The 19509-nt window shown below is 63.7% G+C and carries 19 protein-coding genes and 1 pseudogene; 12 read left to right on the forward strand and 8 right to left on the reverse strand.

The features are described 5' to 3' along the window. The first annotated feature begins 504 nt into the window (after positions 1-504). Together ACIQUS_RS24575 and ACIQUS_RS24580 are read left to right on the forward strand one after the other, a co-directional pair. Positions 505-1119 carry a LysE family translocator gene (locus tag ACIQUS_RS24575; RefSeq protein ID WP_403052942.1) on the forward strand — a complete coding sequence of 205 codons (615 nt, stop codon included), beginning with the start codon at positions 505-507 and terminating at the stop codon, positions 1117-1119. Between the two features lie 12 nt (positions 1120-1131). Continuing rightward, positions 1132-2655: an FAD-dependent monooxygenase gene (locus ACIQUS_RS24580; RefSeq protein WP_403052862.1), complete on the forward strand. Its 1524-nt coding sequence runs from the start codon at positions 1132-1134 to the stop codon at positions 2653-2655. 272 nt (positions 2656-2927) lie between these two features. Here the strand turns inward: ACIQUS_RS24580 and ACIQUS_RS24585 are convergent, their stop codons facing one another. After that, entirely contained in the window at positions 2928-4118 is a 1191-nt protein-coding gene (locus ACIQUS_RS24585) for a sugar transporter (RefSeq protein WP_403052865.1), read from the reverse strand. A gap of 241 nt (positions 4119-4359) precedes the next feature. Here ACIQUS_RS24585 and ACIQUS_RS24590 point away from each other — a divergent pair, with 241 nt between their 5' ends. From ACIQUS_RS24590 to ACIQUS_RS24615, 6 genes are all read left to right on the forward strand, one after another. Beyond that, on the forward strand, positions 4360-4584 hold the full coding sequence (locus ACIQUS_RS24590) for a hypothetical protein (RefSeq protein WP_285864785.1): 225 nt from the start codon (positions 4360-4362) through the stop codon (positions 4582-4584). Positions 4585-4683: 99 nt separating this feature from the next. Further along, a complete protein-coding gene (gene glcD, locus ACIQUS_RS24595; RefSeq protein ID WP_403052870.1) occupies positions 4684-6183 on the forward strand; it encodes a glycolate oxidase subunit GlcD in 1500 nt (499 codons plus the stop codon). Next, complete coding sequence (gene glcE / locus ACIQUS_RS24600) at positions 6183-7244, forward strand: glycolate oxidase subunit GlcE (protein ID WP_403052873.1); 1062 nt, start codon at positions 6183-6185, stop codon at positions 7242-7244. The genes glcD and glcE overlap by 1 nt, the downstream gene beginning before the upstream one ends. 3 nt (positions 7245-7247) lie before the next feature. After that, a complete protein-coding gene (gene glcF / locus ACIQUS_RS24605) occupies positions 7248-8483 on the forward strand; it encodes a glycolate oxidase subunit GlcF (RefSeq protein WP_403052876.1) in 1236 nt (411 codons plus the stop codon). A 57-nt stretch (positions 8484-8540) separates the two neighbouring features. Further along, complete coding sequence (locus ACIQUS_RS24610; protein ID WP_403052879.1) at positions 8541-8822, forward strand: PepSY domain-containing protein; 282 nt, start codon at positions 8541-8543, stop codon at positions 8820-8822. 1 nt (position 8823) lies between these two features. After that, positions 8824-9351 carry a cytochrome b/b6 domain-containing protein gene (locus tag ACIQUS_RS24615; RefSeq protein ID WP_403052882.1) on the forward strand — a complete coding sequence of 176 codons (528 nt, stop codon included), beginning with the start codon at positions 8824-8826 and terminating at the stop codon, positions 9349-9351. Between the two features lie 161 nt (positions 9352-9512). Here the strand turns inward: ACIQUS_RS24615 and ACIQUS_RS24620 are convergent, their stop codons facing one another. The 6 genes and pseudogenes from ACIQUS_RS24620 to ACIQUS_RS24645 all read right to left on the reverse strand — a co-directional run bounded on the left by ACIQUS_RS24620 (position 9513) and on the right by ACIQUS_RS24645 (position 14926). Beyond that, complete coding sequence (locus ACIQUS_RS24620) at positions 9513-11624, reverse strand: TonB-dependent receptor (protein WP_403052885.1); 2112 nt, start codon at positions 11622-11624, stop codon at positions 9513-9515. Between the two features lie 152 nt (positions 11625-11776). Continuing rightward, positions 11777-12178, reverse strand: coding sequence for a hypothetical protein (locus ACIQUS_RS24625; RefSeq protein WP_403052888.1), 402 nt, complete (start codon positions 12176-12178; stop codon positions 11777-11779). Continuing rightward, a complete protein-coding gene (locus ACIQUS_RS24630; protein ID WP_403052945.1) occupies positions 12171-13199 on the reverse strand; it encodes a hypothetical protein in 1029 nt (342 codons plus the stop codon). Before ACIQUS_RS24630 ends, ACIQUS_RS24625 begins: the two co-directional genes overlap by 8 nt. A 204-nt stretch (positions 13200-13403) precedes the next feature. Then, positions 13404-13595, reverse strand: a pseudogene (locus ACIQUS_RS24635) (PAAR domain-containing protein); the annotation flags it as partial. 237 nt (positions 13596-13832) lie between these two features. Continuing rightward, positions 13833-14315, reverse strand: coding sequence for a copper chaperone PCu(A)C (locus tag ACIQUS_RS24640; protein WP_403052891.1), 483 nt, complete (start codon positions 14313-14315; stop codon positions 13833-13835). Continuing rightward, entirely contained in the window at positions 14315-14926 is a 612-nt protein-coding gene (locus ACIQUS_RS24645) for an SCO family protein (protein WP_285864775.1), read from the reverse strand. Before ACIQUS_RS24645 ends, ACIQUS_RS24640 begins: the two co-directional genes overlap by 1 nt. A gap of 288 nt (positions 14927-15214) precedes the next feature. Between ACIQUS_RS24645 and ACIQUS_RS24650 the strand changes: the two genes are divergently transcribed. From ACIQUS_RS24650 to ACIQUS_RS24660, 3 genes are all read left to right on the forward strand, one after another. Next, positions 15215-15898 (forward strand): TetR family transcriptional regulator C-terminal domain-containing protein, encoded by a 684-nt coding sequence (locus ACIQUS_RS24650; RefSeq protein WP_403052894.1) that lies wholly within the window; start codon positions 15215-15217, stop codon positions 15896-15898. Positions 15899-16250: 352 nt separating this feature from the next. Continuing rightward, entirely contained in the window at positions 16251-17087 is an 837-nt protein-coding gene (locus tag ACIQUS_RS24655; protein ID WP_332549155.1) for a bifunctional allantoicase/(S)-ureidoglycine aminohydrolase, read from the forward strand. 112 nt (positions 17088-17199) lie between these two features. After that, on the forward strand, positions 17200-17835 hold the full coding sequence (locus tag ACIQUS_RS24660) for an START domain-containing protein (protein ID WP_403052898.1): 636 nt from the start codon (positions 17200-17202) through the stop codon (positions 17833-17835). A gap of 15 nt (positions 17836-17850) precedes the next feature. On the opposite strand, the gene ACIQUS_RS24665 is transcribed toward ACIQUS_RS24660, so the two are convergent. Then, entirely contained in the window at positions 17851-18732 is an 882-nt protein-coding gene (locus ACIQUS_RS24665) for a LysR substrate-binding domain-containing protein (protein WP_403052900.1), read from the reverse strand. Between the two features lie 123 nt (positions 18733-18855). Between ACIQUS_RS24665 and ACIQUS_RS24670 the strand changes: the two genes are divergently transcribed. After that, entirely contained in the window at positions 18856-19488 is a 633-nt protein-coding gene (locus tag ACIQUS_RS24670) for an ankyrin repeat domain-containing protein (RefSeq protein WP_403052948.1), read from the forward strand. The last annotated feature ends 21 nt before the right edge of the window (positions 19489-19509 follow it).

Raw genomic sequence — 19509 nt, forward strand, 5'->3', positions numbered from 1 at the left:
ACCACCAGGCCATACAAGAACGCCGGACGAACCAAAGGCCACGTCAAGGTTACTACCAAAAAATCAAAAAACAGACAACCCTCCGCGGCAAGCGGAATTGATAACATAACATTCCGGACCGACCTACTGTAACGCCTGTTTTACACTCACCGCCAACACACTCTGACTGGATCCACTTCATACACCCTAATTGGATCCTAGAACACATCGCGCGTTACGCAAGGACCGTTCGTATACTTGAAGTGCAGATCAAATGATTATCATTATATATTTAATTCAACCACTAATAACCAGAGTTAATATAAATCCAACCACTTAAACTTACGGACAAACATTAGTTTATTTCCTGATATGCACCCGCCAAAAAAGCACAGGGTCATCAGGACAAGATCGGTCCCCGGCATTACGCTATTCTGATCAGCGAGCACGACGTCGAGCCGGTGCAGGCGCGCAGGCCATTCGCCGGGCATGTTCAACCACCCTGACCGCATGGAGCGCAACACAATGCCGAGCCTGGACTTTCTGATCACCGCCCTGATCGTCGTGCTGATACCCGGCAGTGGCGTGATCCTGACCATTTCCACCGCCCTGGTGGCCGGCAAGCGTGCCTGTCTGTACACGGCGCTGGGTTGCACGGCGGGGATCGTTCCCCACCTGCTGGCCTCGATCCTCGGCCTGTCGGCGATCCTGCACACCAGTGCCCTGGCCTTCCAGGGCCTGAAGTTCGCCGGTGTCGCCTACCTGCTGTACCTGGCCTATGCCACCTGGCGCGACCGCTCGGCGTTCGCGGTGGACGACAGCACGCGGGTCGGCAGTGCCGGCAGCCTGATCCTGCGCGCCTGCCTGTTGAACATCCTCAACCCCAAGCTGACTCTGTTCTTCCTGGCCTTCCTGCCCCAGTTCATCAATGCCCAGGGCGGCTCGGTGACCGCACAGATGCTCAGCCTGAGCGCGGTGTTCATGCTCATGACCTTCGTGGTGTTCGTGTTGTACGGCCTGCTGGCCAACCTGTTCCGCCGCGCGGTGATCGACTCGCCGCGGGTACAGGACTGGTTGCGCCGCAGTTTTGCTGCATCTTTCGCCGGCCTGGGCCTGAACCTGGCGTTCGCCCAGCGCTGAGGAGCGCGTGCGATGAAAGGCTGTGAGGTACTGATCGTTGGCGCCGGCCCCACCGGGCTGGTACTGGCCTTGTGGCTGAGCAAACTGGGCGTCAGGGTTCGCATCATCGACCGCACCGCCGGCCCCGGCACCACCTCCCGGGCCCTGGCCGTACAGGCAAGGACCCTGGAGCTGTACCGCCAACTCGACCTGACCGCGGCGGTCATCGAGCGCGGCCACCAGGTGCCTGCCGCCAACCTCTGGGTCAAGGGAGAAGCGGCGGCGCGCCTGCCCTTCAGCGCCATCGGTGCCGACCTTACGCCCTACCCCTTCCTGCACATCTACCCCCAGGATGAACACGAGCAACTGCTGATCGATCGCCTGCAAAGCTTCGGTGTCGAGGTGGAACGGCAGACCGAGCTGCTGGGTTTCAACCAGGATGAACAAGGCATCAGTGCCCAGTTGCGCCATGCCGGTGGCCTGGAAGAGCGTTGCGATGCCGCCTACATCGCCGGTTGCGATGGCGCCCGCTCGACCGTGCGCAAGGCGCTGGATATCGGTTTTCCTGGCGGGACCTACCAGCAGGTGTTCTATGTCGCCGATGTCCAGGCCTCGGGGCCGGCGCTCAACGGCGAACTGCATGTGGACCTGGACGAGGCGGACTTTCTGGCCGTCTTCCCCCTGGCCGGCAGTGGCCGGGCCCGGCTGATCGGCACGGTGCGCGACGAACGCGCCGAACACCCCGACCAGTTGCGTTTCGAGGATGTCAGCCAGCGCGCCATGAGTCACCTCAAGGTGCAGGTGGAACAGGTCAACTGGTTTTCCACCTACCGCGTGCATCACCGGGTTGCCGAGCAGTTCGGCCGTCAGCGCGCCTTCCTGCTCGGCGACGCCGCCCATGTACACAGCCCGGCCGGTGGCCAGGGCATGAACACCGGCATCGGCGATGCCATCAACCTGGCCTGGAAACTCGCCAGCGTACTGCGCGGCCAAGCCCGTGACAGCCTGCTGCAGACCTATGGCATCGAGCGCAGCGCCTTTGCCCGGCGCCTGGTGGCGACCACCGACCAGGTATTCAACTTCATCACCGCCGACGGCCGCCTGGCCACCCTGCTGCGCACCCGCCTGGCGCCGCTGCTGATCCCGCGGGTGGCGGCGTTTCGTTCAGCCCGCGAGTTTCTCTTTCGTACGGTTTCGCAGATCACCCTCAACTACCGCGACATGCCCTTGAGCGTCGGCAGTGCGGGCCAGGTGCAAGGCGGCGATCGCCTGCCCTGGGTGGCCGAGGGCGGACGTGACAACTTCAGTGGTCTGAACCGGATGTGCTGGCAGGTGCAGGTCTACGGCGCGGTCAGTGCGGACCTGGTGAAGTGGTGTGGCGAGCGCGCCATCCCCGTGGACGTCTTCACCTGGAGCGACGCCCACGAAGCAGCCGGGCTGATGCGCGATGCGGTGTACCTGCTGCGCCCGGACAGCTACATCGCCCTGGCCTGGAGCAATGCCGGTGCGCAGGTGCTGCAACACTACTTCGACGAACGCGAGCTGCGCAGCCTGTAGGCGCGGCAGCGGGGCGGTGTAGCCGCTGCCGAGGAACGAGGCTGCGATCGGCTGCGCAGCAGTCGCAACCAGGGTGATGCGCAGGGTCAGGTTTTGCGGCCGCTGCGCGCCCGATCGCAGCCTGGCGGCAGCGGCTACAGCGGGTCATTGTCGATATTGGTGTAGCCGCTGCCGAGGAACGAGGCTGCGATCGGCTGCGCAGCAGCCGTAAACGGGGTGATGCGTGGGGTCAGGTTCTGCGGCCGCTACGCGCCCGATAGCAGCCTGGCGGCTTACGGCCGATCGGCAACAGGCAGCCGGGCAAAGCGGTACGTCGTCACCCCGCACAACACCAGCCCCACCAGCGCCAGCGAACCCCCGACCAGGCCGATGTCCTCCAGCCCCGCATGGGTACTCACCAGGCTGCCGATCAACGCCCCGGCACCGATCCCGATGTTATAGATCCCGGAAAACATCGCCATGGCCACATCGGTGGCATCCGAGGCCAGGATCAGCACCCTGGACTGCAACGCCAGGCTGAAGCACATGATCGCAATACCCCAGAACACGCTCAAGGTACCCAACAGGCGGAAGTCGCCCGACAACGGCAACAACAGCAGCAAACACGCCGCCAACATCGCAATGGCCGCAATCAGGAAGCCACTGGGGAAGCGCTCGCTGTAGCGGCTGAACAACACCGAACCGAACACGCCGGCGCCACCGAACAGCAACAGCAACACGGTGGTGCGCTCACCGCCAATCTGCGCGACGTTCAAGGCAAAAGGCTCGATGTAGCTGTAGGCGGTGAACTGTGCGGCGATTACCAGGGCCACCAGCACATACACGACCACCAACGCCGGACGCTTGAACAACACCGGCACGCTGCGCAGCGAGCCGGAGTTCTGGCTGGGCAGCAACGGCAGCGACTTGACCAGACAGATCAAGGTCGCCAGGGCTACCCCGGCAATCGCCAGGAAGGTCGTGCGCCAGCCCAGCGCCTCGCCCACCACCCGGCCCAGGGGAATGCCCATGACCATCGCCAAGGTAGTCCCGGTGGCCAGCAACCCGAGCGCCTTGGCTTGCTGCCCCGGCGGTGCCACCCGCACCGCCAGCGACGCGGTGATGGCCCAGAACACCGCATGGGCCAGGGCGATGCCGATACGGCTGAGCAACAGCATGCCGAAGCTTTGCGCCACGCCCGACAACAGGTGGCTCAGGATGAACAGCACAAAGACGATGATCAGCAGCCGGCGCCGCTCGATGTTGCGGGTGAGCAGCATCATCGGCAGCGAGGCCAGGGCCACCACCCAGGCATAGATGGTCAGCATCAGCCCGACCTGGGCGGTGGACATCTGGAAGCTGGCGCCGATGTCACTGAGCAGCGCCACCGGCACGAACTCGGTGGTGTTGAAGATGAAGGCCGCCAGGGCCAGGGCGATCACACTGAGCCAGCTGCCGGCTCGCGCTTGAACGGGGGTATTCATGGGTAGCGTGTTGCTCCGGATCGATTGCAGTCGCCGGGCGCAATCCGGCGCCCAGCCTGAAGCACCCACGCCCGTCGGGCCGGGTGGAAGCGTGTACGCTGAGGAGTTGGTTATAAGTATGCGGGGTAGCGCTTGCTGGCAAGGATAGTACGTCAGGGTCGGGCCTGTCACAACCACACCACGGCCACGGCAGTTTTGCCGGACACTGCTACACTGAAGGCGCTGAAGGGAGGAACCTGTCATGTCCGACAAAGAGATCACCACGCTGCTGACCCTGATCGACCACCGGCAAACCACGCTGGCCAGCGCCTGCAAGGAAATTGCCGACTGGATCGACCGCCAGGGTGACCTGCCAGCTGCCGGCAAGATCCGCGCCAGCCTCAAGGCCGTGGAAGCCGACGAAGCACTGGTCAAGAAGACCCTGACCTCGCTCAGGATCGACCGCCCCCTGCCGCGTTTCCGCTGATCGCACGCGGCAGGCATCGGCGCCCTTGCCAGGATCCCGGGTTCGAACCAGCCAGGCGCAATCGCTGCTGGTCGAATGTCCGCAGGATCCGGCGCGCCCATGAACATCCTCTACGATGAACGCCTCGACGGCCCCTTGCCGGCCGTCGACAAGCAAGCCCTGCTGCAGGCACTGCGCACGCAACTGCCGGACCTGGACATCCTCGTCAGCGAAGAAGACCTCAAGCCCTACGAATGCGACGGCCTGTCGGCCTACCGCACCACGCCCCTGCTGGTGGTGCTGCCCCGGTGTATCGAACAGGTCCAGGCCATCCTCACCCTCTGCCATCAACGTCAGGTGCCGGTGGTCACCCGCGGTGCTGGCACCGGCCTTTCCGGCGGCGCCTTGCCCCTGGCCCAGGGCGTGTTGCTGGTGATGGCGCGCTTCAACCGGATTCTGGAGATCGACCCGGTCGCACGCACCGCCCGGGTGCAGCCTGGGGTGCGCAACCTGGCCATCTCCCAGGCGGCAGCCCCTTATGGCTTGTACTACGCCCCCGATCCCTCTTCGCAGATCGCCTGCTCCATCGGCGGCAATGTCGCGGAAAACGCCGGTGGCGTGCACTGCCTCAAGTACGGTCTGACCGTGCACAACCTGCTGAAGGTGCAGATCCTTACCGTCGAGGGGCAGTGCCTGACCCTGGGCGCCGACAGCCTCGACGCCCCGGGTTTCGACCTGCTGGCGCTGTTCACCGGTTCCGAAGGCATGCTCGGGGTGATCACCGAAGTCACGGTCAGGTTGCTGCCGCGCCCGCCGCTGGCCAAGGTGCTGCTGGCCAGTTTCGATGCGGTGGAACAGGCCGGCGCTGCCGTGGCCGCGATCATCAGGGCCGGGATCATCCCCGCCGGCCTTGAAATGATGGACAACCTGGCCATCCGCGCCGCCGAAGACTTCATCCATGCCGGCTACCCGGTCGACGCCCAGGCGATACTGCTGTGCGAACTCGATGGCGTCGAGGCCGATGTCCACGACGACTGCGAACGGGTCCGCGAGGTGCTGCAACAGGCCGGCGCCAGCGACGTGCGCCAGGCCCGGGACGAAGCCGAACGGGTCAGGTTCTGGGCCGGTCGCAAGAATGCCTTTCCCGCCGTCGGGCGCATCTCGGCGGACTACTACTGCATGGATGGCACCATTCCCCGCCGTGAGCTGCCCCTTGTGCTGCGCGCCATCGCCGAGCTGTCGCGCAAATACCGGTTACGGGTCGCCAACGTCTTCCATGCCGGCGACGGCAACATGCACCCGCTGATCCTCTTCGATGCCAACCAACCCGGTGAACTGGAACGTGCCGAGGCCTTCGGCGGTGAAATCCTCGAGCTGTGCGTGCAGGTCGGCGGCAGCATCACCGGCGAGCACGGGGTCGGGCGGGAGAAGATCAATCAGATGTGCGCCCAGTTCAACAGCGACGAGCTGACCCTGTTCCACGCGGTCAAGGCCGCCTTCGATCCTCTGGGCCTGCTCAACCCCGGCAAGAACATCCCGACCTTGCACCGCTGCGCCGAATTCGGCGCCATGCACGTGCACGCCGGCCAGTTGCCCTTTCCCGACCTGGAGCGTTTCTGATGGTGTACGCAGACCAGGATGCCAGCGCCGACCTGCTGGAACAGGTCAACCAGGCGTGCGCCCGGGGCACCGCGCTGCAGATTCGCGGCGGCGCCAGCAAGGCCTGGCTGGGTCGCCCGCAACAGGGGGAAGTCCTCGACACCCGTAGCCACTGCGGCATCGTCAACCATGATCCCTCGGAACTGGTGATCACCGCCCGTGCTGGCACCCCCCTGCGCGATATCATCGTTGCCCTGGACGACGCCGGGCAGATGCTGCCGTGCGAGCCGCCGCACGGCGACGATGGCGCAACCCTCGGCGGCCTGGTCGCAGCCGGCTTGTCCGGGCCGCGACGGCCCTGGGCCGGCTCGGTGCGCGACTTCGTCCTCGGCACCCGGGTGATCACAGGCCTTGGCAAGCACCTGCGTTTTGGCGGCGAGGTGATGAAAAACGTTGCTGGCTACGACCTGTCGCGACTGATGGTCGGCAGCTTCGGGTGCCTTGGGCTGATCAGCGAGGTATCGCTCAAGGTGCTGCCCAAGCCACGCTGTCAGGCCCATGTCGCCCTGGCGCTGGACAGCGGCCAGGCCTTGCAGCAACTGGCGTACTGGCGCCAGCAGGCGCTGCCGATCAGTGCCGCCTGTCACGACGGTGAACAACTGCGCCTGCGTCTTGAAGGCGGTGAAGGTTCGGTACTGGCCTTTCGCGACCGCCTGGGCGGCGAGGATTTCGCCGCCGGCTGGTGGCAGGACCTTAACCATCGGCGCCTGGCGTTCTTCCACGACCGGCGTCCACTCTGGCGCCTGTCCGTACCCGACAACAGCCCCCTGCTCGACCTGCCCGGCGCGCAACTGCTGGACTGGGCAGGTGCGCAGCGCTGGCTCAAATCCGATGCCAGCCCCGAGCAGATCCGCACCAGCGCCAGCCGTCTCGGCGGACATGCCACCTGCTACAGCCCGGGTTGCACCGACAGCCCCTTCCAGCCGTTGCCGCCGCTGCTGCTGCGCTACCACCAGCAACTCAAACAGCGCCTCGACCCGCAAGGGATCTTCAACCCCGGCCGGATGTACGCGGAGTTCTGAGCCATGCAAACCCTCCTCAGCGATGCCGCCAAACACCTGCCCCGCGCCGAGGAAGCCGAACGTATCCTGCGCACCTGTGTGCACTGCGGGTTCTGCAACGCCACCTGCCCGACCTACCAGTTGCTCGGCGACGAACTGGACGGCCCGCGCGGACGCATCTATCTGATCAAGCAGGTGCTCGAAGGCCATCCCCCCACGGCCAGCACCCAACTGCACCTGGACCGCTGCCTGTCCTGTCGCAACTGCGAAACCACCTGCCCGTCCGGCGTCGACTACCACAACCTGCTGGACATCGGCCGCGCCGTGGTCGACCAGGCCGTACCCCGCCCGCCCCTGCAACGGGCCCTGCGCAGAGGCCTGCGCCAGCTCGCGGCGCAGCCGGCGGCCTTCAGCCGGCTGGTCTGGCTGGGCCGTACGGTCGAGCCGCTGCTGCCTGCCCCGCTCAAGGCCGAACTGCCCCACTCGACCAGGACCGCCGGGCCACGCCCGCCGCTGCGTCATGCGCGGCGGGTGCTGATGCTCGAAGGCTGCGTGCAACCGGGACTGTCGCCCAACACCAATGCCGCGGCTGCCCGGGTCCTCGATCGCCTGGGCATCAGCGTTACCCCGGCTGCCGAGGCCGGTTGCTGTGGCGCGGTCGACTATCACCTTGATGCCCAGCAGGCCGGGCTCAGGCGTGCCCGCCACAACATCGACGCCTGGTGGCCGGCCATCGAGGCCGGGGCCGAAGCGATCGTCATCACCGCCAGCGGCTGCGGGGCCTTTATCCAGGATTACGGCAAACTGTTGCAGCACGATCCGGCCTACGGCCCCAGGGCCCGGCGTGTCAGCGAACTGGCCAGGGACCTGGTGCAAGTGATTGCCGCCGCGCCCCTGGAACAACTGAGCTGTCATAGCGACCAACTGCTGGCCGTGCACTGCCCCTGCACCCTGCAACACGCCCTCAAGCTTGGCGGTGCAGTCGAGTCGGTGCTCAGGCGCCTGGGCTTCTCCCTCAGCGCCGTGCCCGACGGTCACCTGTGCTGCGGATCGGCCGGCACGTACTCCCTGACCCAGCCGGCGCTGGCCCGGCAGTTGCGTGACAATCGCCTCGATGCCCTGGAAAGCGGCCATCCCGACCTGATCGTCACCGCCAACATCGGCTGCCAGGTCCATCTCGATGGCGCCGGGCGAACGCCGGTCAGGCATTGGATCGAAGTGGTCGACGACGCATTCGCGCACTCGCCAACCCTGGCATAAGCTCAATCTGGATCCGCAGGTATATACCCCCTGTACCCACATCTACGAGGACTCGTCATGCGTAACCTTCTGCTTGTCGCCCTGCTGGTTGCCAGCCCCCTGGCACTGGCCAAGACCGAATGCACCAAGGCCGACAAGGCCACGTGGCAAGACCAGAACGCCTTCCAGGAAGACCTGAAAAAACAGGGCTACGACATCAAGAAGTTCAAGATAACCGATGGCAACTGCTACGAGATCTATGGCTGGGACAAGGACAAGCGCAAGGTCGAGATCTACTTCGACCCGGTCACCGGCAAGAAGGTGAAAGAAGAAGTGGAAGACAAAGGGGGAGCCTACTGAGTTGAGCGGCGACACCCTGCGTCTCTGGGACCCGCTGGTGCGGTTCTGCCATTGGTCGCTGGTGGTGGCCTTTGTCGGCGGCTATTTCCTCACCGAGGAAGGTGACGGCTGGCACCGCTGGCTGGGCTACTACGCGGTCGCCATCGTCCTGGTGCGCGTCCTCTGGGGTTTTATCGGCACGCCGGCGGCGCGCTGGGCAGACTTCTGGCCGACGCCGGCGCGGCTGAAACAGCACGTGCGGGCACTGGTCAAGGGCGAAAGCTACCACCGCCTGGGCCACTCCCCCATCGGTGCGCTGGTGATGGTGTTGATGCTGCTGTTGATGTTCGGCCTGGGCCTGACGGGATTTCTGCTGGAGGAAGTGGACTACTTCTGGGGCGAAGACCTGCCGCGCGATATCCACGAGTACATGGCCAACACCTTGTTGGCGCTGGTAGGCGTGCATATCGGCGCAGCGGTCATCGAGAGCCTGCGCCTGAAGGAGAACCTGCCGATGTCGATGATCACCGGCAGGCGCCGCAAGCGCTAGGCCGTTGCGCCTGTAGCCGCTGCCGAGGAACGAGGCTGCGATCGACTGCGCAGCAGTCGCAATCCGGTCACCTCGTAGTACCTGATGCACGGAGGTGGCCAGGTTTGCGGCCGTTTCACGGCCGATCGCAGCCTGGCGGCAGCGGCTACACAACAGACCGATCAGAAGCGGAAGTTGGTGCTCAGTTCCAGGGTACGTGGCGCGCCCGGGGTGATCAGGTCGACCGAACCGTGGGCCGAGGCGTAGTAGTCGCGATCGAAGACGTTACGCAGGCGCAGTGCCGCATCCCACTTCGGCTGGTTGTACAGCAGCGCCGCATCCACGGTGGTGTAGGACGGCATCACCACCACGTTGTCCAGGGCGGTGTAACGCTCATCCACGTAGTTGGCGCCCATGCCCACCCGCCAGGTTTCGGTCAGGGAGCGAACCAGCCACAGGTTGGCGCTGGTGCGCGGGGTCAGGGTCGGCGTCTGGCCTTCGTTCGCTACACCGTTGGTGAAGCTGTTGGACTTGGTGATTTCCGCATCCAGGAAGGCGAAGCCACCGTACACCTGCCATTTGTCCGTCAACTGGCCACTGACCGTCGCCTCGAAACCGTCTGTGCGCTGCTCGCCCGCCAACACCAGGTTGGCCGGGTTGGCCGGGTCGGTGGTCTTCATGTTGGTGCGCTCCAGGCGGAACAACGCCGCGGTCACCGACAGGCGATTGTCGAGCAGGTCCCACTTGGCGCCGACTTCATAGTTGGTGGTTTCTTCCGGCTCCAGCCCCTGGTTGCCGGTGCTCAGGGCGAACACTTCGGACGATGGCTGGTAGGAACGGCTCACCGACACGTAGTAGGACTGGACCTGGTCAGGCTGGAACACCAGGCCGACTCGCGGGCTCCAGGTGGTGTCGGTGCGCGACAGGTCCTTGCCGGTCAGATCGTCGGCATACTCCTGGTCGAACACGTCGTAGCGTACCCCCACCAGCGCCTTCCACATCGGCGCCAGTTCGATCAGGTCCTGCACGTAGAAGCCGGCGATGTCCTGGGTGGTGGTGCCTTTGGCGGTCTGGCGGTTGGCCTGGAAGGGCACATCGACCAGGGCGTCGCGGAACACCGGCACCTGGGCCACATTGTTCTGGCTGAACACTGACTGGTCCTTGACCTGACGACCCAGCTCGACGCCGTACAGCAGGTTGTGGTTCATCCCGGCCAGTTGCGCCTGGTGCTTGAGTTCGGTCTGGTTGAACCAGCCGTCTTCGGTACGCTGCACATTGCCCCGGTTCAGCTTGACCAGCAACTCGCCGTTGGGGGCGGTGACGAAACGCGTCGGGCTGGAGTCGGCCAGGGTGTTGTTGCGGTCCAGGTCGTAGTGGTAGTAGCGGCTGTTGTTGCTCAGGGTGAAATCATCATTGAGACGATAGTCAACGCCTGCGGTGAAGGAGAACACCTCACTACGGGCGTAGTCATCGTCCGGATCCCCAGCGCCGAAACGCTTGTCGCGGTCGACATCCACCGGGCGGTCACCCAGGGCCGGAATACCGAAATCGATCAGGCGCTTGTCGTACAGGTAGGTGGCGCCGACGGTCAGGTCCAGATCGTCGGACAGCTTGAAATAGGCAGTCGGGGAAATGGCCTTGCGGTCGATGTAGCCGTCGTCGCGGAAGGTGTCGCTGTCTTCCAGGGCGCCGGTGATACGGAACGCCTTGTCGCCCTGCTGCTCGTCGGCCCAGCCGGCATCGAACTGGGTGCGGCGCTTGCCTTCACTGTCGAAGGTCACGCCCACTTCATGCACCGGGGCAAAGTTGGGCTTCTTGCTGACGTTGTTGATCAGACCGCCGGAAGAGCCGCGCCCGTAGAGCACCGCCGCCGGCCCCTTGATCACCTCGACCCGTTCGACGTTGGACAGGTCGCGGTAGTACAGCGCGTCGTCGCGCATACCGTCGACATACATATCGCCAATGGCGCTGAAACCACGAATGGTGACCTGGTCGCGCTGGCCGTCACCGTTGGACAGACCGATACCCGGCACGTTCTTGAGCACGTCTTCCATGGACTGTGCGCCCTGGTCCTTGATAACGCTCTGCGGCACCACGTTGACCGTCTGCGGAATGTCGCGCAGCGGTGCATCGATCTTCAGCGCACTCTTGCTTTCGGTGGCTTTGTAGCTTTGTTCTTCGTAGCTGCTGTTGACCGCGGTTGCCGGGATGGCCAGGGTTTCGGCCTGCAGTACCGGAGCGACCAGCACGCTGAGTACAGAAAGAGAGGCCGGGTGAATGCGCGAAAGTGCCACCGTTCGTTCCTTTTTGTAAAGATTGTAAAGAAGAACGTAAATGGTAACGATTTGTAAATGCGAAGTGAATACTATTACTGCAAAGTATTTTTACATTTTGCGCAAAAAAGCCAGGCTGCGGTCCTTGACTGCAGCCTGGCTTTTTGGGTGTGTTAGCGTGTTGGGGAGAGTTTGATCAGGGCGAGGCCGATTGCAAGCCAGATCGCGCCAATGATTACCAGCACAGCAGAAGCCACCATACGGCACCTGAGAGATCTCGGGAAATCACGTACCTCTTCAGCATCAATCAGCCCTCTCTTAATACCAAATGGCGGATAGAGCATCGCGGCGCAGATAGTATTGACCAAGTAATAGCGCGACTTCAGGCGTTCCGTTCCCCAAAAGAGTATCTGCTGATTAAGCCAGTTGCTTTTGGGGAGGCTTGAAAGCATGAGGTCAAAATCGCGGCTGCAGGCGATGTAAATGCTCATTGCCACGCCTGATAGACCGATCACGAAGGGGGCTAGACCGAAGGCAATCGCAACACTCGGTGGCCAAGTGTTGATATCAATCATTTCGTGCCTCGTAGAGGATATCCCCTAACCACTCTCCAAATGATCCACCGCCGATGCCTCCTGCAATCGACCCGCCTCCAACCAAAACAATCCCGCACACGGCCCCACCAACTCCCCCTGTAGCCACTGTAACGGCCCCACAGGATAGGTAGGCTACAAAGCTTCCGATACCGGCACCCACCGCCCCACCACCTAACCCGCCAGAAAAACTCCCCGCCTCAGTAAACCGAATCTTCTTGCATTCCTCTGTCTCGCCGGCACGGCACACCTCCTGCACCTTGAGCATCGATGCACCGCCACCGAGCGCTACCCCGACGTAGCCCCCGTACTTGAGATATTTCGCTGTCTTCGCCACCTGGTCCAGGTGCGTGGCATAACCGGGAATCTGCCCGGGCGCACCGGCTCGACTCCAGTGATGCACCAGACTCTTGGTCGAAATACCCAGGTCACGACGCAACACCTCGTAACTGCCAAGGTTCAGCACTTTATTGAGGAAGGAACCTCTCAACTGCCCATGCAGTTGCCGGAGCAACTGCTGGCGTTCGGCGAAGAACTCCGGACTTTTCAAATGGCCATGGGTGATGAACGAGCGTTGATGCAGCTGCTCCACTGCATGCAAGGTGCCTTTGGCCTGGTGCAGCCCTTGCTTGAGCATCGCCTGGCCAACGCCCATCGACTCGCTCGCTCCGCTGAGCAATCCGGCGATCTCGCCTTGGTAACGGGCCATGAAGTTGGCTTCTTCCTCGGTGAGCGACGCCAGCACCTCGCGGACCTGGGCGGCGGCGGCCATCAGGTCGGCTTCCTCCCGGGTGCAGGCCGTACCGTTATTCGGGTCGCCAATAACGAACAGCTCACCGGCCTTGTAGCCCTGGGCAAAGGTCGGATTGAGCCGGTGCAGCCGGGCCGACAGGTAACGGGTTTCGCCGCCGAGCTGGGCCAGTACCTGCTGGCCGGACATGCTGCGCGGCACCACATAGAAGCCAGGCTCCAGCGTGCCCGCTGCGGCGGACATGACCGGCATGGGCCGAGTCGTGGAAGAGACGCCGGACGCAGGCGCCGACGCAGGTGATTTGAACGTCTGAGGCGTCGGCTCGGAAACGCTGCTGGTGGTTCGTGCAGCGCTAGCCCCACCGCCTACGGGCGCTATCAACCGGTTGCGACCAGGTGGACAACCGCAACTGACCTGCGCACCGTCAACGGCAATCGGTACCCCGTCAATGCGCCAGGCCGCGAAGCCTTCGACAATTTTCCCGGCCTGACCGCACTGCGGACAAGGCGTGGTGGCGTCGCCCAACCGCAAGTGGCCGACCCCGTTCTGGGTGTGCGCGCTCTGACTGCTGAGGCAGGTAGCGCCGGTGGTGGTCTGGTCGCCATGCAGCCCGGCGCCGCGGCCATTCATGTTCATACGCAAGGCCATGCACTGATTCCCTGAGCAAATGAAGCCCGGAACCTAGCACGCCATTTACAGGCAAAAACGCAGCAAAAGCCGAAGAGGAAACACCCTACAAGACTATCGGGTGTCGCCGTCAGATTCGGCAGAGCTTTGTAGGAAAACCCCTGGACTGCGAACAGGTTGGCATAACGTGACAGGCCAACCCCAGACGCAAAAAAGGCGAGCCTCTAGCTCGCCTTTTCGTACGCTGCACACAAGCCATCAATGCATATGTTCGTGACCACCGTGCATGGCTTCAGCGTTCAGGGCACGTACCGGTGCCTTGATTTCGATGTTCTGCTTCTGGCCCTTGGCATCCTCGATCACCAGGGTCAGTGGCACCTGCTCACCTTCCTTGATCTGCCCGTTCAGTTGCATGAGCATCACGTGGTAGCCGTTGGGGTCGAGGCTGACCGCCTTGCCGGCTGGCAGATCGACGCTGTGCACCTGCTTCATGCCCATGACGTCGTTGTCCATGGTCATCTGGTGCACCTGGACGATCTTCGCCACCGGCGACTGCACGTCCACCAGCTTGCTGTCGCTGCTGGCGGTCAGGGTCATGAAGGCCCCGGTGGATTGCTGGTGCGGCACGGTGGCGCGCACCCAGGCATCCTTGACCGTGGTTTCGGCCAGGGCCGAGAAGCTCAGGCCGATCAGGGCCAGGGCGGCCAGGCCGCGTTTGAACGAGTGGACTGGGTGACGCATCAACACACCTCCATGACCGTGAGCAGATCTTCGGTGCACTCTTTGGCGGTCAGTGAATGGGACAGTCCCAGGCGCAACTGGCCACGGGAGTCGAAGACGTAACTGGTCGAGGTGTGCGAAATCGTATAGGTATCGCCACTGGGGACCTTTTCAAAGAACACGCCAAATTCCTTGGCGGCAGCGGCAGTTTCCTCAAGGGTGCCGGAGAGCGCCACGAACGAAGGATCGAAGGCCTTGACGTAGGCATCGAGCACTTCGGGGGTGTCGCGTTCCGGATCCAGGCTGATGAACACCACCTGCAGGAAGCCGCCATCGCGGCCCATCAGCTTCTTGATCTGCGCCGCGCGCGCCAGGGTGGTCGGACACACGGCCGGGCACTGGGTGAAACCGAAGAACACCATCGGCATCGAGCCCCAGAAGCTCGACAAGGTCCGGGGATTGCCCTGGGTATCCTTGAGTTTGAACGAGCGACCGAGAATCTGGTTGCTCATGTCCTTGCCGTACTTGAAGTCGAGCGCACCACCGGAGCGGGGGTCGCAACCTGCCAGAACCCCGAGGCTCAGCAGGCTGATCCCGGCCATGACCTGGCGCCGGGTCAGTAAATCAGTCATGTAACCATCCTTTTGGGAGGGTGTTGCGCCTCGCACGCGAGGCCTGTCGTGAAAGCGCGACATTTTGTCATGGGCTTTTGCCAGGGTGCCAGCACCTATCGCCCCCGTACGTCTGCAGCCCTTGGTTTCCGGGGTGCGGCCCCTTGTCGCAGGATGTGACAAGAACCTGATTCAGACAGCCTGAAGCGGAATTTTCTGATTGCCAGGGACCACGGCGCAGAGAGGTTTCGCCTACCGCTATATATTTTTGTATATTGCGATATCCATGGCGAGGCGCGGTTGGCAAACATGCTGTATCTGGACACGGTAGACGTCGCGAACGAAGCACCCTGTGCAGCGCACAGGGTCACGGAGAAAAAGCCCAACGAACCCGGGCGGCGCAACCGCGCCCTGATCCTGCGTGTCGCCGCCCGGACCTTCGCCCGCAAGGGCTTCGCCGCCACCACCCTGAGCGAGGTGGCCGAGCTCAGCGGCGTGCCCAAGGCCAACGTCAACTACTACTTCCACTCCAAGCAGAACCTGTACCAGCAGGTGCTCGACAGCGTCACCCAGCGCTACCTGGATGCCTTCGCCCTGCTGCGTGCCGATCACGATCCGCTGGATGCTCTGGAGCGCCTGATCCGCGCCAAGCTGCGGATCATCCGCAGCCAGCCCTGGGCGGCGAAGGTCTTTGTCGCCGAAATGCTCCATGGCGCGCGGCAACTGCCCGCTGACCACACCGGGCGGCTGCAGGGAGAAATCCAGCGGGCCGTTGCCTGCCTGCAGGCATGGATCGATAGCGGCCAGTTGGCGGCAGTGGATGCCCGGTACCTGCTGGTGACGGTATGGGCGACCACCCAGGCCTATGCCAATTTCGGTGCGCGATTGACGGCGGATGCGTACAAGGACAAAGCCAGCGGGGCCGAACTGGACGAAGCGGTGGCCAGCGTCAGCCGGCTGGTGCTGCGCGGGGTGCTGGTGGGCACCCAGTAGCCGCAGCCGCCAGTTTGCGGCTACGGGGAATTGGCGTTCAATGGCCATCGCCGGCGCTGCCGGCTCCCACAAGGTTTCGGTGTAAACCGCCCCCTGTGTGGGAGCTGGCGAAGCCTGCGATCGACTGCGCAGCAGTCCGCAATGCCTCTACGAGCGCTTCGCAGCCTGGCGGCAGCGGCTACAAGTAGCAATCTCAGCAGCCCTATCGCAGACATTCACAAACCCACTACCGGGTATTTCAACATTTAATTTGTGCATGGCAGGACCTTGTCGATATGGTGTCAGTGCCTCCCCAAGCGGCGCCGGCCGGCGCTGCCAGGCACGGGGACACAACAACAAGTCGAGACTGTCCATGTCGAAATCCTCCTACTACGCCCCTCACGGTGGGCACCCGGCTCAAACCGAGCTGCTGACAGACCGTGCCATGTTCACCGAAGCCTATGCCGTGATCCCCAAGGGCGTGATGCGTGACATCGTCACCAGCCACCTGCCGTTCTGGGACAAAATGCGCATGTGGGTCATCGCCCGCCCGCTGACCGGCTTCTCGGAAACCTTCTCGCAATACATCGTCGAACTGGCGCCAGAAGGCGGCAGCGAGCGCCCTGAACTGGACAAGAACGCCGAAGCGGTACTGTTCGTCGTCGAAGGCGAAGTCGACATCACCCTGCAAGGCAAGCCCTACACCCTGAAAGAAGGCGGCTACGCCTTCATTCCGCCGGCTGCCGACTGGAGCCTGCGCAACAACAGCGGCAAGAACGTCACCTTCCACTGGATCCGCAAGCACTACCAGGTCGTCGAAGGCCTGGCCCTGCCGGAAGCCTTCGTCACCAACGAGAAGGACATCGAGCCGATCCCGATGCCGGGCACCGACGGCGCCTGGGTCACCACCCGCTTCGTCGACATGGCCGACATGCGCCACGACATGCACGTCAACATCGTGACCTTCCAGCCGGGCGGCGTGATTCCGTTCGCTGAAACCCACGTCATGGAACACGGCCTGTACGTCCTGGAAGGTAAAGCGGTGTACCGCCTGAACCAGGACTGGGTCGAGGTCGAGGCCGGTGACTTCATGTGGCTGCGCGCCTTCTGCCCGCAGGCTTGCTACTCCGGCGGCCCGGGTCCGTTCCGCTACCTGCTGTACAAGGATGTGAACCGCCACATGAACCTGGTCCTCAACCCTCAGCGTTAAGCCCAGGCTCGTTGCACAGAAAGCCCGCCGTCACTGGCGGGCTTTTTCGTTTTGTCGGCCCTGGCCTATGCTTGATTCGACCGCTCGCCCGCCCGTGCTGGAGCCTGCCTCGATGAAACCCGCAACCCGCTGCGCCGCCCTGCTGGCCTTGCTGCTGTGCAGCGCCGTGCAGGCCGATGACTGGCACCTGGCCAAGGACGAAGACGGCATCCAGGTGTACCTGGACCAGGCACCCGGCTCGAAGTACCAGCGCTTTCGCGGCGTGACGCAGATAAAGGCCAGCGTCAGCACCTTGAGCGACCTGCAGGAGAACCTGCGGGTCGCCTGCAAGTGGCTGTATGGTTGCGCCACCATGCGCTTGCTGGACGTCGAGGGCGACAGCACCTGGGTCTACCTGACCACCGACCTGCCCTGGCCGGCCAGCCCCCGCGACATGGTGATCCGGGTGCAGACCGAACGCACCGACGACGGCGGCCTGGTCCGTCGCCTCAGCGCCGTGGCCGGCAAGGTCAAGCGTGCGCCCGGGCTGATCCGCGTCAGCCAGCTCAAGGGGCTGTGGACCCTGGTCCCCAAGGGCGATCAGCTCACCGAGGTCACCTACCAGCTGCAGGCCGAGCCGGCCGGTGACATACCCTCGTGGCTGGCCAACCAGTTCGTCATCGATGCGCCGATGGTGTCGCTGCGTACCCTGCGGGCGGTGGCGGAGCGCCAGGGCGTGCGTGAGGAAGACGACGCCCCTGCCCCCTGACGCCCCGGCACCCGATCACACCTCATGGGCCTCCAGCAGCCCGGCCAGCACCCCGGCCAGTTCCTTGACCATAGGGTCCGCCGTCGGCCGATGGACAATGACGATCTCGTAACTGTCGATCACCGGCAGGCCATTCTCTTCGCCCAGCACCCGGTGATCACGGGTCGCCGCCCGCGGCGGCAGCAGGCTGATGCCCATGCCATCGGCCACCGCCGCCTGGATGCCGCTCAAGCTGGAGCTGGTGAAACTGATACGCCAGCGTCGCCCCATGCTTTCGATAGCGTTGATCATGTCGTCGCGGTACAGGCCCCGTGGTGGAAAAGTCACCAACGGGATCGGATCAAGCTCGATGGACGGGCTCTGGGCGCTGTCGATCCATTGCAGCTCTTCCGGCCAGCAGGCCACCCCTTCGCGACTGTTGCGCCGTTGTTTGAGCAGCACCAGGTCGAGTTCGCCGTTGTCGTAGCTCTGGCTCAGATCACGGCACAAGCCGCTGGTGACCTCCAGTTTGACCTGCTGGTACTTGCGATTGAAGGCCGACAAGGCGTTGGTGGTGCGCCCGCCGACAAAGTCCTCCGGCACGCCCAGGCGCACCGTGATGCCGACGGTGGCGCCGGCCAGGGCTTCGAGCATCTGGTCATTGAGGGCCAGCATGTGCCGGGCGTAACCGAGCAGGGTCTGGCCGGCATCGGTGGGCAGCACGTCACGGTTGCCCCGCACCAGCAGCCGGTGCCCGACCATCTCTTCGAGGCGCCGCACCTTCTGGCTGACCGTCGACTGGGTCGAATGCAGGCGTGCGGCGGCGGTGGTGAAACTGCCGCAGTCGGCCACCACCACGATAGCCCGCAGCAGGTCCAGGTCGAACAAGGATCTATTCGGTTTTACACTGATGTTCATGTGGATATTTAACTTCTAAATGAGGCAACCGATTTCTATCATGCACCCATCCACAGGACAACACACGGAGACCGTCGCATGCGCCTGGAACATCTCAATGTCTTTTTCGCCTGTCTGCTGGCCATGCTGACGTCGATCACGGCCAACGCCGAAGGCGGCGTACTGGAAAGCCAGTTGCGCGAGGCCGCCGAAAACGGCAATGCCGCCCGGGTGCGCAGCCTGCTCGACCAGGGCGCAAACCGCGAATCGCGTGACAGCTCGGGGCGTACCCCGCTGCTGCTGGCCACCCATCGCAACCAGGTCGAAGCAGCCCGGGTGCTGATCGAAGCCGGTGCCGACGTCAACGCCAAGGACAACATCGACGACAGCCCCTACCTTTATGCCGGTGCCCGCGGTTTCAACCAGATCCTGCGCCTGACCCTGGCCTTTGGCGCCGACCTCAAGAGCACCAACCGCTACGGCGGTACCGCGTTGATCCCGGCGGCCGAACGCGGTCATGTGGAAAACGTGCGGACCCTGATCGACGCTGGCGTCGATGTGAACCACCTGAACCGCCTGCACTGGACCGCACTGATGGAAGCCATCGTGCTCAGCGATGGCGGGCCACGGCATGTCGAGATCGTCGAGTTGCTGATCAAGGCCGGTGCCGATGTGAACATCGCCGACAAGGACGGCGTGACGCCACTGGCCCATGCCCGCCAGCGCAGCTACACGGCCATGGAGCATCTGCTGCTGGCAGCAGGTGCCCGCCCCTGAACGGTTTGGGTCACCCTCGCC

Origin of the sequence: Pseudomonas sp. NPDC090755, from assembly GCF_044769005.1 — a bacterium.
Classification (GTDB): domain Bacteria; phylum Pseudomonadota; class Gammaproteobacteria; order Pseudomonadales; family Pseudomonadaceae; genus Aquipseudomonas.

What these genes read in the sequence shown, in the direction of transcription:
- ACIQUS_RS24665 (WP_403052900.1), bottom strand. Translation starts at nt 18,732, where the DNA reads ATGAACATCAGTGTAAAACCGAATAGATCCTTGTTCGACCTGGACCTG.
- ACIQUS_RS24590 (WP_285864785.1), top strand. Translation starts at nt 4,360, where the DNA reads ATGTCCGACAAAGAGATCACCACGCTGCTGACCCTGATCGACCACCGG.
- glcD (WP_403052870.1), top strand. Translation starts at nt 4,684, where the DNA reads ATGAACATCCTCTACGATGAACGCCTCGACGGCCCCTTGCCGGCCGTC.
- ACIQUS_RS24650 (WP_403052894.1), top strand. Translation starts at nt 15,215, where the DNA reads ATGCTGTATCTGGACACGGTAGACGTCGCGAACGAAGCACCCTGTGCA.
- glcE (WP_403052873.1), top strand. Translation starts at nt 6,183, where the DNA reads ATGGTGTACGCAGACCAGGATGCCAGCGCCGACCTGCTGGAACAGGTC.
- ACIQUS_RS24610 (WP_403052879.1), top strand. Translation starts at nt 8,541, where the DNA reads ATGCGTAACCTTCTGCTTGTCGCCCTGCTGGTTGCCAGCCCCCTGGCA.
- ACIQUS_RS24645 (WP_285864775.1), bottom strand. Translation starts at nt 14,926, where the DNA reads ATGACTGATTTACTGACCCGGCGCCAGGTCATGGCCGGGATCAGCCTG.
- ACIQUS_RS24655 (WP_332549155.1), top strand. Translation starts at nt 16,251, where the DNA reads ATGTCGAAATCCTCCTACTACGCCCCTCACGGTGGGCACCCGGCTCAA.
- ACIQUS_RS24630 (WP_403052945.1), bottom strand. Translation starts at nt 13,199, where the DNA reads ATGCCGGTCATGTCCGCCGCAGCGGGCACGCTGGAGCCTGGCTTCTAT.
- ACIQUS_RS24625 (WP_403052888.1), bottom strand. Translation starts at nt 12,178, where the DNA reads ATGATTGATATCAACACTTGGCCACCGAGTGTTGCGATTGCCTTCGGT.
- ACIQUS_RS24580 (WP_403052862.1), top strand. Translation starts at nt 1,132, where the DNA reads ATGAAAGGCTGTGAGGTACTGATCGTTGGCGCCGGCCCCACCGGGCTG.
- ACIQUS_RS24640 (WP_403052891.1), bottom strand. Translation starts at nt 14,315, where the DNA reads ATGCGTCACCCAGTCCACTCGTTCAAACGCGGCCTGGCCGCCCTGGCC.
- ACIQUS_RS24575 (WP_403052942.1), top strand. Translation starts at nt 505, where the DNA reads ATGCCGAGCCTGGACTTTCTGATCACCGCCCTGATCGTCGTGCTGATA.
- ACIQUS_RS24660 (WP_403052898.1), top strand. Translation starts at nt 17,200, where the DNA reads ATGAAACCCGCAACCCGCTGCGCCGCCCTGCTGGCCTTGCTGCTGTGC.
- ACIQUS_RS24670 (WP_403052948.1), top strand. Translation starts at nt 18,856, where the DNA reads ATGCTGACGTCGATCACGGCCAACGCCGAAGGCGGCGTACTGGAAAGC.
- glcF (WP_403052876.1), top strand. Translation starts at nt 7,248, where the DNA reads ATGCAAACCCTCCTCAGCGATGCCGCCAAACACCTGCCCCGCGCCGAG.
- ACIQUS_RS24585 (WP_403052865.1), bottom strand. Translation starts at nt 4,118, where the DNA reads ATGAATACCCCCGTTCAAGCGCGAGCCGGCAGCTGGCTCAGTGTGATC.